Consider the following 18,197-nt stretch of genomic DNA (forward strand, 5'->3'; position numbering starts at 1 on the left):
TCGACCGACTGGCGCCGTCCAGCATATTCAGAAGGACCGCCGGACAGCTTGTTCAGGAGGACCGCCGGCCGGCGGGTCGCGGGTGGACCAGGCCGCTTTCGTACGCCGCGATCACCAGCTGTGCCCGGTCCCGGGCGGACAGCTTGGCCAGCAGGTTGCCGATGTGGGTCTTGACGGTCTTCACCGAAATGGTCAGTACCTGCGCGATGTCGTCATTGGACAAGCCCTCGGCGACCTGGACCAGCACCTGTTTCTCCCGGTCGGTGAGCCCGTCGAGGGTGGGCGCCCGACGCCCGGCGCGCCGGTCGGCACGGTCCACGTAGTGCGCCACGATCCGGGCCAGGACGCTGGGAGCGAACAACGACTCCCCCGCGTGGATCCGCCGGACGGCGTCGAGTAGCCGGTCCGGGTGGGTGTCCTTGAGCAGGAATCCGCTCGCGCCGGCACGCAACGCTCCGTACACGTACTCGTCGAGTTCGAACATGGTGAGCACCACCACCCGCACGTCGCGCAGCGTGCCGTCGCCGGTGATCGCGCGGGTGGCGGCGATGCCGTCCCCGCCGGGCATCCGGATGTCCATCAGGACGACATCCGGACGCAGCAGCCGTGCGAGGGTCACCGCGTCCGCGCCGGTGGCGGCCGAACCGACCACCACCAGGTCGTCGACGCTGTCGATCACGATGGCGAGGCTGTGCCGCAGCAACGGTTGATCGTCGGCGACCAGGACCCGCACGGGTCGGCGCGCCGGTCGCGACGTCACCCCGCCGCCCCAGGCTCGGGTAGCCGCGCCACCAGGTGGAACCCGGGACCGACCGGACCGGCGTGCAGCGACCCGCCGAGGGCGTCCACCCGCTCGCGTAGCCCGGTCAGCCCGTGGCCGGCGCCGGGCTGCGGGCACCATCCGGCAACGGGTCCGCCGTCACGGACGCTGGCGACCACCGCGTCCCCGTCGCGGTGCACCCTGACCCGGACGTCGGTCGGCCCGGCGTGCCGGGCGGTGTTGTGGAGTCCCTCCCGGACCACCGCACACACCGCCAGCTGCACCCCGGACGAGACCGTGCCCAGCTCCGCCAGGTCGAGCGCGGCGGGCAGCCCGCTGTCCCGGGCCGCGCCGACGATCCCCGGCAGGTCGCCCAGCGACGCCGCCGGCAGCACCGGTGCCGGCCCGTCACCCGAGGTACGCAGGACGGTGAGCAGCCGTCGCAGTTCGGTGGTCGTCTCGCGGGCCACCCGCTCGATGTCGGCGAGTGCGGCGGCACGTTCCGCGTCACCGCCCACGCCGGCCACCCGGTTGGCGGCCGCCGCCCGCACCGTGACCAGGCCCAGCCCGTGTGAGACGAGGTCGTGCAGGTCACGGGCGATCCGCAAGCGTTCGGTCTGACCGGCCCGCTCGGCGGCCCAGGCGGTCAGCTGCTCCTCGTAGCGGCGGCGCTGCCGGCGGCTGCGGACCAAGGCCCAGGCCAGCACGACGAACGCCGAGACGATCGCGAGGGCCGGAACGACCAGCGCCGCCGGCCCTTCGGCACCGGTCACGAGGGCCAGCGTGACAAGGACGGCGGCCAGCGCGGCGGCGACCAGCCACACCCGGGAACGCCAGGTCGGACGCCCACTGCTGTCCACCGGCCCGAGTCTAGGTCCGCCGGGTCGGGCCGACAATCGGACCGTGGTCGCACGACCACGGTCGCAGGACCGGTCCGCAGGTCCCGTCCCCGGCCCGACGACACGGCGACGGATCGGCGGTGGGATGGCAGGCATGCTGCTCATCGACGACGTCGTCAAACGGCGAGGTGCCCGACAGGTGCTGCGGGGCGTCAGCTTCGAGGCGGTGCCCGGTCGGGTGACCGGATTCGTCGGCCCCAACGGGGCCGGGAAGTCTTCCGTCCTGCGGATCCTGCTCGGTCTGGACCGCGCCGACGCCGGCCGGGCCCTGGTCGCCGGACGGCCGTACCGAGAGCTGCGCCGGCCGCTGCACACGGTCGGTGCGATGCTCGACGGCTCCGGCGCGCACCGGTCCCGTACCGCCCGCAGCCATCTGACCTGGTTGGCGCGCAGCAACGGGATCCCCCGACGCCGGGTCGACGAGGTCCTCGACCAGGTCGGGCTGGCCGAGGCCGCCCGGCAGCGGGCGGGCCGGTTCTCCCTCGGGATGGGTCGCCGACTCGGGCTCGCCGCCGCGCTGCTCGGTGAGCCGGCGGCGCTGGTGCTGGACGAACCGGTCAACGGACTCGACCCGGACGGCGTCCGGTGGGTCCGGCGGCTGTTGCGGGCCCACGCCGACGCCGGCGGGACGGTGTTGTTGTCCAGTCACCTGATCGGCGAACTCGCCGGCATCGCCGACGACCTGGTGGTCGTCGCCGACGGCCGGACCGTCGCGGCCGGCCCGCTGGCCGAGGTCGTCGCCGGACACGGCACTGCCGAGGCGGCGTTCTTCGCCCTCACCGGCAGCGACGCGCGGCCCGGCGCCCGGTGACGGCGTTCGACACGGTCGCCGCCGAATGGCGCAAGGCCGTCACCCTGCCGGCGACCGCCGTCGCGATGGCCGTCGCGGTCATCGGATCGGTCGCGATCACCCTGGTCAACTCGGTCACGGTACGCGGCGCATTGGCGTCCGGCCGTCCCGAACTGGTCGCGTACACGTCCGCGCCGGAGGCGTTCTTCGCCGCTGTGCCGCTCGGCACCGTCGGCGCGGTCGTCATCGGCGTCGTCGTGGTCGGCAGCGAGTACACCGCCAACAGCAGCGACAGCGGCGGTGGCCGGCAGATCACCACGACGCTGACCGCCGCGCCCCGGCGGCTGCCGGTGCTGGCGGCGAAGGCTTTGGTCGCGGTGGGGCTGGTCGCCGTGACGGCCGGGGTGGCGGTGCCCGCGTCGCTGGCCCTGGCCCATGCTGTCGTCGGCGGGGCGGGCGCCAACGCCGGTGCCGCCACCGTCGCCAGCGCCACCGCGACGGCGGACACCGTGGTCCGGGCGGTCGGCGCGGCCGTCTACTGGGCGCTGACCGCGCTCACCGCACTGGCGGTCACCGTCGTGACCCGCAACGGGATCGTGCCGATGACCGTGCTCATCGTCAACAACTCGCTGGTGTCGCTGTCACTGCTGCTGTCGTACGTCACCCCGCTGGCCCGCTACCTGCCGGATCTCGCCGGCATCCGGCTGTTCGCCCGCGAACACGTCGCTTTCGGCGACGCGCTCGCCCCACTGGCCGGCGGGCTGGTGATGGCCGGCTGGACGTTCGGGCTGCTCGCCGTCGCCGCCGGGGTACTCCATCGGCGCGACGTGTGACCGGCGGTCTCGGCGACGTCGTCGCGGCCGAGCTGGTCAAGCTGCGGACACTGCCGGGTGTCGTCGCCACCCTCGGCGGTACGGTCGGCGCGGCGGTCGCCGTCGTCGCCGTGACGGTCGCCACGGCCCGGTCGACCGGCGAAGGCGGGCCGGCGGGTGTCGACGCCGTGGCCCTGGCCTGCCGGGCGGTTCCCTTCCTGCAGGCGGGCCCGATCATCATCGGGGTCCTCGGCGGCGCGGCCGAGTACGCCGGCGGCCTGCTGCGGACCGCCCTGGTCGCCTGCCCGGACCGGCGGACGGTGCTCGCCGGTCGGGCGGCGGCGTACCTGGTCGTCGCTGCGCTCACCGCCGCAGCGGCGCTGGGTGCCGGCCTGACGACCGGTTGGATCGCCGGTGCCACCGTGCGGCCGGTCGGCTGGGCCGCTGTGCAGGTGTCGGTCGGCGCGGTCGGCTATCTGGTCCTGGTCGGGCTGCTCGGCCACGCCGTCGCGGTCGTGCTGCGCGGAGTCCTACCAGGGTTGGCCGTGACGCTCGGGCTGGTGTTCGTGGTCTGCCCGGTGCTGGCCGGGTTCACCGGCGTCGCCGGTGTCCTGCCGGAGCGGGCCGGTCGGCTGCTGGCCGGAGCGTCGGACGCTGCTGCGGTCGCCGTGCCGGATCTGGTGACCGGGCTGATCGTCCTGCTCGGCTGGATCGGGGTCATCGGCACGGTGGCGGCGACGGTCTTCCTTCGACGCGACGTCTGAGGCCGCACCCAACCTGACCGCACCCAACCTGACCACGCCTGGCCTCGCCGAGGTCGGTTCCGGCACCCCGCCGGCACCATCCGAGCAGACGTAACAAGCTGTTTCGCTGCGATGGCGTTGTGTGCGGCATCCTCAGGTGACACGATCAAGAAAAGCATTCACCTAATCCGATCGAGGAGGTGGACATGCGGACGTTGCGGCACCTGGCGGCCCGGCTGGTGGGCAGGAGGCGGATCAGCGGCCGGTACGAGTGGTGGTACTACCACCAGGCGTAGACAGCCGTCGGACACCGGGAACGAAGGCAGGATCCCGGTAGCGGGGTCCTGCACCTGGTTAGGAGCCGCAGATGGCACCGCTGAAGCAGGGCGACCGGCCACCGGGGCCGCGCGGGCACTGGCTCACCGGCAACACCCCGGCCTACGAGGCCGACCGGATCGGCTTCATCGAGCGCAATCACCGCGAGTACGGCGACGTGTTCACCTTCGACGACCGCACCGTGTTCGTGATCGACCCGGAGCTGGCCCACGACGTGCTCACCCGGCCGGGCAACGCCTTTCTGCCCGAGCTGGCCCCGTTCGACGCCCGCCCCGACCTCGACCGGGCCGCCGAGCGGGCCGAGGCCTGGATGCCGGCCCGTCGGGCCGCGTGGGCCGGTCTCGACCGACAGGCCAGCGCCGCCTTCGACGGGCGTACCGTCGAGATCCTCGACGCGGACCTCGACGCCGCCGCCGGCCGGGAAACCGACGTGCTGGCGATGATGCGACAGTACGCCGCCGCGACGATCGCCGATTACTGCTTCGGAGCCGACTCCGCAGGGGTCCCGGAGCTGCTCGCCGAGGGCGTCGCCGCCACCGCGCCGTTCGAGACCGCGAAGTACGGGTTCGCGGCCTGGCTGCCGATTCGGCGCAACCGTCGGTTCTTCCGCGCACACCGCACGTTCACCGACGCCCTGCTGTCGGTGGTGCGACGCCGTCGGGCCGGGACCGCCCCGACCGGTACGGCCTCGGCCGGTACATCCACCCTGGACCTACTGGACGTGCTGCTGGCGGCCCGGCCGGCACTGCCGGACCGGGCGGTCGTGTCGACGCTGCGCCCGGTCCTGCTCGGCGGACACGGCGTGCCGGCTGCCGCGCTGACCTCGCTGACCTGGGAACTCGCCAGCCGGCCGGAGCTTGTCGCCGCGCTGCGGGCGGAGGCGGGCGGGCCGGCCGGTTCCGGCGACCCGCCGCCGGCGGCCCGGCTACCGCTGGCCGAGGCCGTGGTCAACGAGGCGCTGCGGCTGTATCCGCCGGCGTGGCTGATGACCCGGACCGCCCGTACGGCCACCGGGTTGGGTCCGTGGACGCTGCGGCCCGGCGACGAGGTGCTGATCGGCGCGTACCTGATCCATCGGGATCCACGGTGGTGGCAGCGGCCCGACGAGTTCGACCCCGGCCGGTGGGCCGCCGGCCGGCCGGCACCGGGAGCGGCGTTCCTGCCCTTCGGCGCCGGGCCCCGGGTCTGTATCGGTACGGCGTTGACCATGCGTCAGCTCACCCTCACCGTCTCCCGGCTGGCCCAGCGCGGCTCGGTCGAGTCGTCGAACGCCGCGTCGACCCGGCTGCGGTTCGCCGGCCGGCTCGCACCGGCCGGCCTGCGGGCCCGGTTTGTCGACGGAAAGTTCTGATCACGTCTCGTTGCGTACCCGCAACCGGTGTGCGATGGTCATGAGAATTACTCACCTCGATCGAACGAGGAGGTAGCCATGCGGACACTGCGTCACCTGGCCGCCCGGCTGGCCGGCAGGAAGCGGGTCAGCGGCCGGTACATCTACTGGCCCTACCACTACGAGTAGGCCGACCCGGCGGACGACGTCGACGACTGCAGGACATGGTCCCCGGGGCCCCGCCGATCGGCGGGGCCCCGGGGACCATCCTTGTCTGACTGCCCGGACCGGTGTTCCAGCCTGTCCGGACCGGTGGTTCAGCCGCTGGTCAGCTGATGGTGCAGGCGGCACCGTTGAGGGTGAACGAGCTCGGTGCGCCGGCGTTGCCGGTGTGGGTGGCCTGGAAGCCGATGTCCACCGAGCCGTTGACCGGGATACTGGCGTTGTAGGACATGTTGCGGGCCGTCACCTGCCCCGAATTCGGTGAGTAGGTGGCGTTCCAGCCCCCGGTGATGGTCTGCCCGCCGGGCAGGGTGAAGACCAGCGACCAGCCGTTGACGGCGCTGGAACCGGTGTTGGTGATCCGGAAGTTCCCGGTCAGCCCGTTGTTCCAGGCGTTGATGGTGGCCGCGACCCGGCAGGCACCGGTGGGCGGCGGCGCAGTCGTCGGCGGCGGCACGGTGGTCGGTGGCGGAGCCGTCGTCGGCGGCGGTGCGGTGGTGGGCGGTGGAGCCGTCGTCGGCGGCGGTGCGGTGGTGGGTGGCGGAGCCGTGGTCGGCGGTGGGGTCGAGGTCAACCCGAAGAACTCGATGGCAACGGCGGCCATGCCGCCGCTCGGCAGGCTGTGGCCGGCGCCCTGGATGCTGTACGCCTCGACCTGGACGGTGCCGGAGCTGTCAGCGAACTGGCGGCGGTTCCAGCCGGACCGCGGGGTGTCGGTACGGGTCGGTGTCTGGCTGAGCCCGAACACGTTGGTCCACTGGTCGACCGCCTCCTGCAGCAACGAGTACGGCACCAGGGTGTCGGCGGTGCCGTGCCACAGCTGCGCCCGCGGCCGCGGGCCGGAGTAACCCGGGTACGCCTGACGGACGGCGTCACCCCACTGCTGCGGGGTCCGGTTCATGTTGCCACCGGTGCACTGGCTGCTCCACGGCGGATAGTCGGCCGCGTTGGCGAAACAGTTGTACGGCACTCCCATGAAGGCCGACCCGGCCTTGAACACGTCCGGGTAGACGGCCAGCATGTGGTTGGTCATCATGCCGCCGGACGAACTGCCGGTGGCGTACACCCGGTTGGGGTCGCCGCCGTACTGCTGCTGGGCGTACTGGACCATCGACATGATCGACACCGGGTCGCTGCCGCCGCCCCGCCGCCTCGCCGCCTCGGACCAGACGTCGAAGCAGTTGCCGAAGCCGGCCTGCTGGGTGGCGGTCGGGTAGATCACGATGAAGCCGTACCGGTCGGACAGTGAGGCGAACTCGCTGCCGGAGTAGAAGCCGGGCCCGGATCCGCCGCAGCCGTGCATCGCCACGACGATCGCCGGGTTCGCCGGACGGCTGTCCGGCACGTAGACGTGCATCTGCATTCCGCCCGGGTTGTTACCGAAGTTGGTCACCTGGACCAACGACGCCGCGTACGCCGGCCGGAGCGCCGGGACGACCAGGCCGGCGGCGACCAGCGACATCGCCATGCCGAGCAGCAGTTTTCGTCTGACTCTCATGCACCTGACTCCTTCCTGTCGTGTGCTGTCCCCTGTCGTGTGCCGGCCGGCGGGACGTCCGGCCCTGCCCCGCCCGGCCTTCGCACGGCAATGTGTGGCACTTAGTGTTCCCGCCGGACAGACAAGTGTCAATCGATACAGCTCGATCACAATCCCGGGTCGTTGCCATGAACCCAGGTCACCTGCGCCAACCGGAGATCACGCCGTCTACAGTCGGTACCGCTGCCCCCGAGCCACGCCGGAGTGCCCGTGACGAGCCTGTTCAGCATCGAGGAGATCTATCCGGAGGAGGCGGGCCGGCCGGTGCGGCTGCCCCGACGGCAGACCGGCAACTCGCCGCAGGGCCTCGCGGTGACCCTGCTGGCCGACTACACCCTGCGGACCCGCGCCTGGCTGCCGTCGGCCGCCATCGTCGCGCTGCTCGCCGAATCCGGCGTCACCCCCGCCGGCGCCCGGACCGCCATCAGCCGGCTCGCCCGCCGAGGGGTACTCGAAGGCAGTCGACGCGGTCGGCACAGCTCGTACCGGCTCGCCCACGCCGCCGCCGCCAGCCTGGCGATCGGCGGACACTGGATTCTCACCGCCACCGCGACGGCCCGGCCGTGGGACGGCCAGTGGACCCTGGTCGCGTTCACCTTGCCGCAGGAGCACAGCGCGCAACGGCGGGCGCTGCGGGGCCAGCTCCGGTGGCTGGGGTTCGCGCCGCTGTACGACGGGTTGTGGATCTCCCCCCGCACGCTGCCCGGGCCCGCGATGCGCCATCTCGCCCAGCTCACTCCCGGCACCATCTCGGTCTTCCGTGGCCGGCAGGCCGACCTGGGCGCCACCACCGGTCGCGACCCGCTCGACGCCTGGGACGTCGAGGCCATCGCCGGACAGTACGGCGACTTCGTCGACCGGTGGCAGGCGCTGCTGCCCCAGGTGCACTCCGGTCAGGTGAGCGGACCGGCGGCGGTACGGGCCCGCACCGAAGTGATGGACACCTTCCGGCGGTTCCCCACCCTCGATCCGCAGTTGCCGGTCGAGCTGCTGCCGGCCAACTGGCTACGGGATCCCGCCCGGGAGGTCTTCGCCGCCGTCTACGACGGTCTCGCCGACGTCGCCGAACGACACGTCCGGGCGGTCGTCACCCGCTTCTCCGGTGACGCGGCCCCCGACCACGTACGGGCCCACACCACCGGCGATCTGTTGGCGGGAGTCCAGCCAGCCGGTCCCGGCCCCGGCTACAGCCCCGGCCCGGGCTTCGACCCCGGCCCGGGCTTCGGAACGGGCCTGGGCCTCGGCCTCGGAGCTGGAGCCGGGCACCGGACGGCGCAAGCCGGGTCGGCGGCCCGTACCGTCGGACAGTGACCACGACCGCACCGCAGCACCCCGACGCCCGGGTGGTCGCCGTCGGCGTCGGCGCCTACCAGGCCGGCGACGGCTGGACCCTGACCGGGCCGGTCCACGACGCCGTCCGGATCGCACGGTTCTTCGTCGCCCACGGCGTACCCGCCGGGAACGTGGACCTGCTCACCGACCCGGCGCCGCCCGAGGACGATCTGCCGGCCGGGGTGCGACGGCGACCCGCCGACCGGACCACCGTCCGTCAACTGCTGCTGCGCGAGCTGCCCGACAGCTCCGCCCGGGAACTGTACGTCTACTGGGGCGGTCACGGCTTCGTCGACCCCGGTCGGCGGCGCCGGCTCTACTACGCCGACGCGACCGACGCCGACGCCGTCGACCTCGGCCTGGACTCGCTGCTGGCGACGTACGCCTCGGACCTCGTCACGGCGCTGCACCGGCAGCTGTGGCTGGTCGACGTCTGCCAGACCCACGGCCCGGCCCGGCCACGCCGGATCGACGGACACGAGACCTTCCCAGTCGGTGAACCGGTCGCTGGGCGCAGCCAGGACGTGCTGTTCGCCGCCGCCGTCGGCCAGCCTGCCGCCAACCTGGACCGGCAGCGGACCGGGCTGTTCAGCCGGGAACTGCTGCGGCTACTGGACGCCGACGGCATCGCGGCGCTCGACGACGCACAGTGGCTCGCGGACCGGCTCCGTACCCGGTTCACCGCGTTGCACGCCGAAGGTCTGACCGGGCAGACCCCGACCTACCTGTGGTACCGCAACGCCTACGGCGACGAAGGTCTGCTGCTGGCGGCGGAGCCGGCCGGCTCGCGAGAGACCGCCGGCAGGCCGGCGCGGCCGTCGACGGCGGCGATCGCCGCAGTGGTGGCCGCGCTGTTGGAGATCCCGGAGTTTCTTCGGCCGAACGACCGCGAGGAGATCCTGTCCCTGCTGCCCCCGTCGGTCTACGCCTCGATCCGGCGCAACCCGGCTGCGCGGATCGACGCAGTGAACATCGTCCGCGGCTGTCAGCGGCACGCCACCGGACTGTCCGAACTCGTCGCCGCCGTCCGCTTCTTCGCCGGCGACGATCCGGCCGTCGACCACCTCGCCGAGACGGTCCGGAGGCTCGCCGCGTAGGTGCCGCCGCTGTGACGCATGTGCCTCGGCGCTTCCGTTGCCGTACGGGGATGAGCGATGATGAGGACATCGACCGTCACCTTTCGTGAAGGGCTACCGCTGATGGACAGCACCCCGGCCGGAATCGAGTCCGAGATGCTCGATCTGTCGATGGTGGACGTGGCGACGTTGCGCAGCGTCGACGGTTCCGACATGGCCGCCGCGATGGCCCGGGTTCGGAACTGGATCGCAGACCCCGAAGGCAGTGTCAGCGACTACAACGGCTCATTCTCCAGCGAGGTCCCGTCCGGTGGCCCTCAACCGGAAGACCTGATCGGTTGACCGGCCAGACACCTGCCACGCACACGATAACTGCGGCGGACTTCCAAGCCCTGGCTACCGGCTCCGAGAATGACCGGGGCGTCGCAGCCCTACGCCGGTCAGAGCGGAGCTGGAGGCTGCTGGCGATACGCAGCGTCATGGACATCGCTAGGACACATCCCGAGGCCGCAAGTCCCCTACCGTCGGTCGACGTCGCCTGGCAGTTGCTGATCCGGGCGCACCTGGTCGATCCGGACGCCACCGAAGATGTGCTCGCCCAGCCGCAGGTCGGGGTCTGGGCCGCACACGCCCTGCGCCGGCTGGTCCACCACTCCGCCACCGCCACCGACGCTGGTCGGCTCTGGAAGGACCTCGGCTACCTGCACACCCTAGCCGCCGCTGCGGCAGTGCGCGCCGGGCTCAGCTTCGAGCTCGACGTCCCGGCTCGCTACGGACTCGCGGTGCTGCCCACCGTCGGCGCCGCGTCGTTGCCACCGCGTTGCCACCGGGCCCGGGTGGTGGCCCGCGACGGAGCTGTCACCATGACCGACGATATCGGGCAGCGGACCAGTCCCGGTGACCGTCACTGGCACCATCCGATCCGGCTGACGGTCGCCGCAGGCGGCGTCACCCTACGGATCGAGGTAGTCGACCGTGACGTGTACCGGAACCTGCGCGGAACCGCCGCGCCAGCACCGCTGGACGACGACCAGGTACGCCGCTGGGAGGCGCTGCTGCGGCGCGCCTGGTACCTGCTGGTACGGGAACAGCCAGCCCGCGCCCGGTCGATCGCGGCGACACTGCGGACCATCGCTCCGTTGCCCGCCGGACAGCGGTTCCGCCCATTGTCGGCCTCGGGGACGGAGGCGTTCGGCGGCGTGCTGCTATCCGAGCCGGACGACGCCGTCCAACTAGCGGCGACGTTGGTGCACGAGTCGCAGCACCACAAACTCGGCGCGCTGACACACCTACTCACGCTGGTCCGCGCCGATCCCAACCGGCGGTTCTACGCCCCGTGGCGCGACGACCCGCGACCGATTGGCGGACTGCTGCAGGGGTCGTACGCGTTCGCCGGCGTCACCGAGTTCTGGCGGATTCGTCGCCTACACGCGGTGGCCGGCGACGCCGATCTGGCCGCCTTCGAATTCGCACTGTGGCGTCGGCAGACCAGGTACGCACTGCGGGAGCTACTCGAATCGAGCCAACTGACCGACCATGGACGCCGGTTCGTCGAGATGCTGCACCGCACTGTCTGTGACAGTCAGAAGGAGCCGGTGTCGACCGGGCCTCGGATCCTCGGCGACCGGATGGCGATCGACCACTATGCGCTGTGGAGAGCGCACAATCTGCGGATCGGTGCCGCTGGCCCGGCTTTGGCTGCAGCCTGGGCCAGCGGAGATTCGTTCCCGACCTGGATCCTCGACGAGCCAACCGCCCAGCCGATGGCGCTGCCCGATTCCGGCCCGGCCTGGTTCGACACCCGCGCGGTGCTGGTCCGCCACCGGCTGACTGATGCGGCCGCTTTCGACCAGCTGTGCGCCGAGTCAGACGTCATCGGCACCCGGGTCACCGGAGCCACCGCCGCCGACCTCGCCCTGGTCAGCGGCGACGACGCCCAGGCGCGCACCGGTTACCTGCGGCAGCTGGCCGGCGACTCGCCTGGCGGCAAGACTCTGGCGCACAGCTGCATCGGACTCGGGCTGACCTGGTCCGACGACCCGGCGCACCCTGCGGCCCGTGCCCTGCTGCACCGCCCGGAACTGGTGATGGAGACGCTACGACACACGACACGCGGCGACACCACGCTCGGCGTACCGGACCTGGTCGGACTGGCGGCCTGGGTCGGGGACGGACTGGCCAGGGCGCAGACCAGCCGGTCCGACTGGGCCGGTTGGCCGGTACAGGACCGAGCCAGCTGATTAAATGGCCGGTCCGGTCCCGCTCAGCCGGACCGACGGAGCCCGCTCACAGCGGTAGCGGATCGATGTCGCAGTTGGCCCGCACGCCGGCGGCCGCAGCTGCGGCCGCCGGATGCAGCTCGCCGAACGTCGACCGGTACCGTTCCACCACGTCGTCGAACAGCAGGCTCGCCGCCGACTCCTGACCCAGGCCGCGTAGATCCATCGCAAGGTTCACCCCGCAGGCCAGCGTGGTCGGATGGCTGACGCCGAGCTGATCGGCGCAGTTGGTGAACGTCTCGTCGTCGAGCGCCCGCGCCGCCTCGTGCTCGCCGAGCTCGTACAGTGCGCTGGCCAGGTTGATGCGGGCTGCCAGGACGAGGGGATGTCCGTCCCTGACACGCCGCGTCAGCTGATGCAGGCCTTCCTCGGCCAACTCCCGGGCCTGCTCGTACTCGCCGAGCAGGCGCAGCGTCACAGCCAGATTTACCTGCGCTCCGGCGGTGTGTGGGTGGTCGTCGCCGTACAGCGCACGCATGCCCTGCACGGCTGCCTCTCCGGCCTGCCTCGCGGCCCGCAGATCGCCGGTGACCCGCAGATCAATCGACACTGTCAACCCGGCCAGCACGCTCTCCGGGTGGTCGTCGCCGTAGCGCAGCTGGAACCGCCGCAGCGCATCGCTGGACAGGTCGAGCGCCTCGTGATGCTGGCCGGCCTTGCGCCGGAAGCAGGACAGCCGATGGCTCTGCCGGACCAGGTCCGGATGATCGTCGTACTTGAGCATCCGTCGGGCGGTCGCAACCAGACTTTCCTGGCTCACATGCGCGGCGACGTAGTCACCCAACTCCCGTCGGTCGAGGTTGATGCCCCCGAGGGTGTTCAGGCTGTCCGGATGGTCCGTGCCGTAAATCTGCACCATCCGCTGGTAGGTCTGCTCGTCCAACTGCAATGCTCGGCCAAATAGCCCAGACAGCCGCATACTGACCGCGAGGTTGTGCGCGGCCCGCAGAGTGAACGGCTCCTCGTCGCCAAAGCTGCGTTGTGACTGCTCGTAGACAGCGAGCGAGCGTTCCAGCGCGCTATCGAAGTCACCGGCGACGCGATGGTCGGCGGCGACCGCACCGAGCGCGTGAAGCGTCTCCTCCTCGTCGTCGCCGACGGCCTGCCGGTACAGCTGCAACGTCCGGGCGTTCAGCTTCGCTGCAGCGGCGTACTCCCCCCGCACGAAGTACATGAAGCCCAACCAGGTCGCCATCCGCAGGCTGTCCGGGTGGGTTTCGTCGCCCATCCCGATCCATGAGCTGTACGCGCGCTGCGCCAGGTCCCGGGCACCGATGTGGTCACCCCACCGCCACAGGTACTTCGCCTCGTTGAGCACCATGTCCCGCACCAACTCGTTGCGACACCTCTCCGCCTCGGAGGCGACGATGTGCGGATACAGCTCGGCGTAGCGGGGCCAATGGTCGGCGTCATCGGGCTGGTCCGGATCGTTGCCGGCGAGCAGCAAATGGGCGCTGTGCCGCAGCGTGGCCCGGTCCTGCTCGCTCATTTGGTGGATCAGCACCCGCTGGACCAGGCGGTGCATCTGCAGCGAATTGGTCCGGTGGTCGATGCGGGCCAACGACAATCGGCCGATGGTCCGGATCGCCTGCTTGAGCCGGATCGGACTGCGCATCAACGGGTCCAAATCGGCGTGGATGCGTAGCCGGGGCTTAGACAGCAGCACCCGGCCGATCGGCTCGGGTGCGAAGAACGCGCAGACCTGCAGCAGCCGCAGGGCAGACGGATCCCGCTCCCGCAGCACGTTGAGGGACACGTTCCATGCGGCGGCGACCAGCGGTGGATAGTCCTGCTCCGCATCTGTCACGTCGTCAACGTCGGGCCAGCTGTCGTGCAGCAGCTGCAGGTACTCGTCGGCGGTCATCGTCGTCTCCGCCCGCCAAGCGGCGGCCTGCTCGATGGCCAGCGGCAGATCGCCAAGCGCGTCAGCGAGCCGCTCGGCGTCGCTGACCAGCAGGTCCGGGCCACGGCGGCGGAGCAGCTCGATGCTCTCCTGCCGGTCGAACACGTCGACCGGCAGGCTGTTGGCGAGGTCACCCCACCGGGCGTTGCGCGAGGTGACGACAATGCTGCCAGGTCCGCCCTTCGGGAAGAACCGCTCGACGTCGTCGGGATCCTCGGCGTTGTCGAACACCAGCAACCAGTTGGCGTACGGACGACCGATGCGCAGCGCGTCGAGCACCGCCGGCACGGCAGTGTTCGCCGTCGCCGGCACCTGCAGGTCGAGACGGCTGGCGAGCTCGGCGAGCGCGGACTGGATCTGCGCCGGACGTTCGGCGGGAATCCACCAGATGAGATCGAAGTCCTGCTGGTGTTGGTAGACGTACTCGATGACCAGCTGAGACTTGCCGACGCCGCCGGTACCGTGCACTGCCTCGGGCAGCACTGCGGTAGTGCCAGCACGCAGTCGCTGGTGCAACGCGTCGAGCAGCGCCCGCCGTCCGGTGAAGTTGGCGTTGCGCAGTGGAAGGTTGCCGACAATGGCCGGCTGCGGCTCGCGGCGCTGGCCGTGCAGGACAGCGGTGGTCAACGTTACGACATCGCCGGTCGGAGACACCGCACTCCCTTCTGGGTCGATTCCGGGGTGGGGCGTCGGCTGCCGGGCACCGAACGGGAAGGGCGCTCCAGGCGGCTCCATTATGTCAGACATCGGCCGCTCCATACCTATATGACTCGCTTGCGAATTGGTCGCCGGATAGCGGGGTCTACGGGCTCGCACCGGCGAACCCAACGCCCGTCCGAGCCGCTCAGCGGCGACCAGGTTCGGGCCGCCCAACGCCAGGTGCACCGCCAACTCGACCCGCAGGTACGGCTCGGACGCCGGGGTCACTCGGGGATATGTGGCCTGACGGGGGCTACGGATTCGACGGGTCAGGTTCCGCACCGCCTCGATGTCCCGGCCGAGCTCACTTTCCACCGTGTACTGCACCTCGACGATGCGGTCCCGGTAACTCGACGCCAGCAGCTGGTCCCGGACCCCGTGGCGGAACTCGTACCGCAGCCGGGTGTCCCCGCCGGACGTACCGCCGCCGTGCCGGACCGGCCGCAACAAGTCGCTGGTCAGCACCTCGGTGAGATGCGCCGGGCCGAGCCGCCCGGCGGTCCGCTGCACCGCCCGGATGATCCGCGAGGTCAACGGGGCGGCGGCGAGCCGGGTCGCCAACGCGAACGCCCGGGGCGACGCCTTGGCCCGGAACCGGGCGACCAGCTCCGTCGCCCGCAGCCCCGAGGGCACCAGCCGCGGTACGCGCACCGATCCCGGGACCCGATCGGGTCCCGAATCCGGATCCAGGTCCGGGCCGGTACGCCACGAGCGCACCAGCAGCGCCGGCATCCGCACCGTACCGGCCGTCGACCCGGCCAGCAGTCGGCCCCACCGCGACAGCCAGTCGCCGCCGCGCTCGATCACCGGCACGGCGGTCTGCGCCGGCTCCGTCGCTGACCACGCATCCGGCACGCTGGTCCGCCATGCACGCTCAGCGGTCGGCAGCCGGGCGTCGGCCGGGGTCCACAGCACCTCGGCGGTGTCCATTCCCCGGTCGTACCAGTGCTGCTGCGGCAACACGTTGACCACGGCCAACGCCGCCAGCGCTGCCCAGCCGACCAGCACCGGGAAGATCAGCCCGGTGGTCCAGGCCGACGACCGGCCGTGCGTCACCAGAAAGACCACCGGCGGCCCGCCGTCACCCGGGGGGACGGTCAATGGGGCGTGTGGGTCGTCGCGCCAGCGCACCGCGCCGTCGGCGACCACCATGGACCGGACCGATACCGAGGCGAAACAGTCCTGCTCGCGCAGCATCGCCAGGAAGTGGGCGAACTCGTCGGACCAGAACTCCATCACCGGGTCGTCGTCGATGACGACGAGTACCTCACGCCGACCGACGATCTCCAACTGCCGGGTCGGCTCGGGCAGGGATGGGCGGATGGCGAAGGCCGACCCGCGCGGCGATACAGAATCCATCATGGTGCACCATCAGGGCGAGTGGCGTCGCCGACCGTCCCCCGGTGACCGTCACCGCTCATTCGCGGGCCTCTCCCAAGTCGTCGCCGGCTGAGCCAGTCTGTCCGGGCTGCCGCATCGGATCGTCCCACAAGATCACAAAGCCGTGCCCGACATGCCGGCCCGAGGCAGACGGATCCTCACCCCAGGCCGACTTCCTCAACTTTGCGACATGCATGGGCAGCTGCGCCATCCCCCCAGCGAACCCATTCGCCGACTCGACCATCGATCGCAGCACCCGGCACAGCTCAACGGCCAGCACCGGATCGCGGTGCCAGACGATGGCTGGGACACCGGACCGTACGCCGACGAGCAGTTGCCGCTCGGCCGCGCTGTCCGGCAACGGCGGATCGCTCAACACCAGAACGACCGCCGCCTCGTCACCCGTCAGCAACGCCTCGAGTTGTGCGTCAACCTGATCAGGCGCGGCGCAGAATATCCGAGAAGACCCACCGCCCGCAGCAACGCCACGCCAACGCACCCGCCAACGCCGATGCCACTCGGGCGATCGCAGCCGCTCCAACGAGCGGATCACCAGTGGATACTCCACCACCAACGGGCTCGGCACCGGCGACCGAAGTTCCTTGCGCCAGGTGTCGACCGGCTCGTTGAGCAACTGCCACGGCAGGATGATCTCGATCGCCACCGGACCTGCCTGGTATGCCCAGCGCCGCTCCGTCTCCGACAGCACCTCGTCGACCGCAGCCTCGAGATCACCGTTGCGCACATAGCGGTGCTCACCACGCACCGGCTCCCAAGTCGGCGACGCCCACTGGTACCAGTGCGACATGATGAAGGTGTCGTCGTCGCCGCCGTACTTCTCGAACTGGATGATCAGGTAGGCCGTCGCCGGGCCGGCGGCCTCGTCCGGGGCGACGGTGGAGTCGGAGACGGCCGTCGCGACGAGGGCGTCCTCCAGCACGTCCCACTCCTCGGCCAGGGTCCGCACCAGCTGGCGCAGCCGCTGCCGCGACCCGGCCGGCACACTGTCGTCGAGCCGGCCAAGCAGCCGCAACCAGTGCGGCACCCCGCCGGCCGGCGGTGCCAGCACCAGGTGGGCGAACAGATGCCAAAGCGACGTGCAGTGCTCTGGCGGCGGCAGCTGCCGGCACTCGGCCACGAACCGGCGCCACTGCGCGGTCACTGGCAACAGGGACAGATCGTCACGCAACCAACCCAAGTCATGATCGGTAAACTGCTCGAACACCTGCCACTCGTCGGACAACTGGAACAGCGTCAGGGTCCGCGCGCTGTCCGGCTCCAGCAGGTCGAGACACTCCGCCAGCAGCCGCAGCCCACCTGTACGGTCGATGCAGGCCGTGATCAGCTCCACCAACTGCAGGCGCAACCCCCCCAGCTCACGCAGCCGCAGCGGCCCAGCCAGATCGCGCTCGATCAAACGCAGCAGCGACTGACGGCTGCTCGGATCCCGGACCACCTCCGACTCCTCAAGCAGCTCGGCTACCTTGGTGGTGATCCGGCGATGTTCCTTCCCAGGCAGGGACGGCACACGCCGCTCGCCGTCACTCGGGTCCAACATCGGGCTGGCCACTCCACGGACACCGGGCCGACCCGAACCGGATCAATCGGGCCGTCCCGGTCCGAACGGGTCCAATGTCTCCAGCGCGCGAACCACGTCGTCGGCGTCACCGGCCAGATCCGCCCGCCGCCGCTGACCGTCCTGCTCGAACACGGCGATCACCCGCAGCGGCCCGGAGCGGCTGCGCAACATCGACTGGATCGCGTACCAGCCGGCCGACGACGCGATGCCGACCGCGATCTGCAGCAACGTGTCGCCCACCGGGCCTCGGGCGGACAGGAACTCGGACTCCGCCGCCGGATGCCAGGTACGCGCGGTGACCCCCTGCGCTGTCAAATGGTCGACCAACTGGGTCGTGTGTGCCGGGTAGACCGGTGTGCCGTGATCGAACGCCTGCGGCAGAAACACCACGTCGGTGCCGGCCACCGGTCCCGGACCAGCATCCGCGGGCACGGTGACGACGGATTCCTCGGAGAGCATGTGACGATGGTATGTGGACCACGCGAACCCGGACGTCCCGCCCGACCGGACGGCTTCTGAG

The 18,197-nt window shown here is 71.2% G+C and carries 14 protein-coding genes; 8 read left to right on the forward strand and 6 right to left on the reverse strand.

Annotated features, from left to right (window positions below):
- Positions 1–52: 52 nt before the first annotated feature.
- Positions 53–760, reverse strand: a complete 708-nt coding sequence (locus O7629_RS12835) for a response regulator transcription factor (RefSeq protein WP_278166949.1) — start codon at positions 758–760, stop codon at positions 53–55.
- Positions 757–1,620: a histidine kinase gene (locus O7629_RS12840; protein ID WP_278166951.1), complete on the reverse strand. Its 864-nt coding sequence runs from the start codon at positions 1,618–1,620 to the stop codon at positions 757–759. The genes O7629_RS12835 and O7629_RS12840 overlap by 4 nt, the downstream gene beginning before the upstream one ends.
- Before the next feature lie 133 nt (positions 1,621–1,753).
- Between O7629_RS12840 and O7629_RS12845 the strand changes: the two genes are divergently transcribed.
- The 4 genes from O7629_RS12845 to O7629_RS12860 all read left to right on the forward strand — a co-directional run bounded on the left by O7629_RS12845 (position 1,754) and on the right by O7629_RS12860 (position 5,691).
- A complete protein-coding gene (locus O7629_RS12845; protein WP_278166953.1) occupies positions 1,754–2,470 on the forward strand; it encodes an ATP-binding cassette domain-containing protein in 717 nt (238 codons plus the stop codon).
- Positions 2,467–3,282: a hypothetical protein gene (locus O7629_RS12850; protein ID WP_278166955.1), complete on the forward strand. Its 816-nt coding sequence runs from the start codon at positions 2,467–2,469 to the stop codon at positions 3,280–3,282. Before O7629_RS12845 ends, O7629_RS12850 begins: the two co-directional genes overlap by 4 nt.
- A complete protein-coding gene (locus O7629_RS12855; RefSeq protein WP_278166957.1) occupies positions 3,279–4,025 on the forward strand; it encodes a hypothetical protein in 747 nt (248 codons plus the stop codon). The genes O7629_RS12850 and O7629_RS12855 overlap by 4 nt, the downstream gene beginning before the upstream one ends.
- Positions 4,026–4,371: 346 nt before the next feature.
- Positions 4,372–5,691, forward strand: coding sequence for a cytochrome P450 (locus O7629_RS12860; RefSeq protein WP_278166959.1), 1,320 nt, complete (start codon positions 4,372–4,374; stop codon positions 5,689–5,691).
- A 307-nt stretch (positions 5,692–5,998) separates the two neighbouring features.
- On the opposite strand, the gene O7629_RS12865 is transcribed toward O7629_RS12860, so the two are convergent.
- A complete protein-coding gene (locus O7629_RS12865) occupies positions 5,999–7,390 on the reverse strand; it encodes a PHB depolymerase family esterase (RefSeq protein WP_278169398.1) in 1,392 nt (463 codons plus the stop codon).
- Positions 7,391–7,639: 249 nt separating this feature from the next.
- Between O7629_RS12865 and O7629_RS12870 the strand changes: the two genes are divergently transcribed.
- The 4 genes from O7629_RS12870 (at position 7,640) to O7629_RS12885 (ending at position 12,077) form a co-directional block, all read left to right on the forward strand.
- Positions 7,640–8,740 (forward strand): PaaX family transcriptional regulator C-terminal domain-containing protein, encoded by a 1,101-nt coding sequence (locus tag O7629_RS12870; protein WP_278169399.1) that lies wholly within the window; start codon positions 7,640–7,642, stop codon positions 8,738–8,740.
- Complete coding sequence (locus tag O7629_RS12875) at positions 8,737–9,858, forward strand: hypothetical protein (protein WP_278169400.1); 1,122 nt, start codon at positions 8,737–8,739, stop codon at positions 9,856–9,858. Before O7629_RS12870 ends, O7629_RS12875 begins: the two co-directional genes overlap by 4 nt.
- 60 nt (positions 9,859–9,918) lie before the next feature.
- A complete protein-coding gene (locus tag O7629_RS12880; protein WP_278169401.1) occupies positions 9,919–10,179 on the forward strand; it encodes a hypothetical protein in 261 nt (86 codons plus the stop codon).
- Positions 10,180–10,316: 137 nt separating this feature from the next.
- Positions 10,317–12,077, forward strand: coding sequence for an HEXXH motif domain-containing protein (locus tag O7629_RS12885; RefSeq protein WP_278169402.1), 1,761 nt, complete (start codon positions 10,317–10,319; stop codon positions 12,075–12,077).
- Positions 12,078–12,123: 46 nt separating this feature from the next.
- Here O7629_RS12885 and fxsT read toward each other — a convergent pair whose 3' ends face one another.
- The 3 genes from fxsT to O7629_RS12900 are packed head-to-tail and all read right to left on the reverse strand — an operon-like array spanning position 12,124 to position 18,136.
- A complete protein-coding gene (fxsT, locus tag O7629_RS12890) occupies positions 12,124–16,077 on the reverse strand; it encodes an FxSxx-COOH system tetratricopeptide repeat protein (RefSeq protein WP_278169403.1) in 3,954 nt (1,317 codons plus the stop codon).
- Positions 16,078–16,135: 58 nt separating this feature from the next.
- Positions 16,136–17,656, reverse strand: a complete 1,521-nt coding sequence (locus tag O7629_RS12895; protein WP_278169404.1) for a hypothetical protein — start codon at positions 17,654–17,656, stop codon at positions 16,136–16,138.
- 42 nt (positions 17,657–17,698) lie between these two features.
- Entirely contained in the window at positions 17,699–18,136 is a 438-nt protein-coding gene (locus O7629_RS12900; protein WP_278169405.1) for a hypothetical protein, read from the reverse strand.
- Positions 18,137–18,197: the final 61 nt, after the last annotated feature.

Origin of the sequence: Solwaraspora sp. WMMD792 (assembly GCF_029626105.1) — a bacterium.
Lineage (GTDB): Bacteria > Actinomycetota > Actinomycetes > Mycobacteriales > Micromonosporaceae > Micromonospora_E.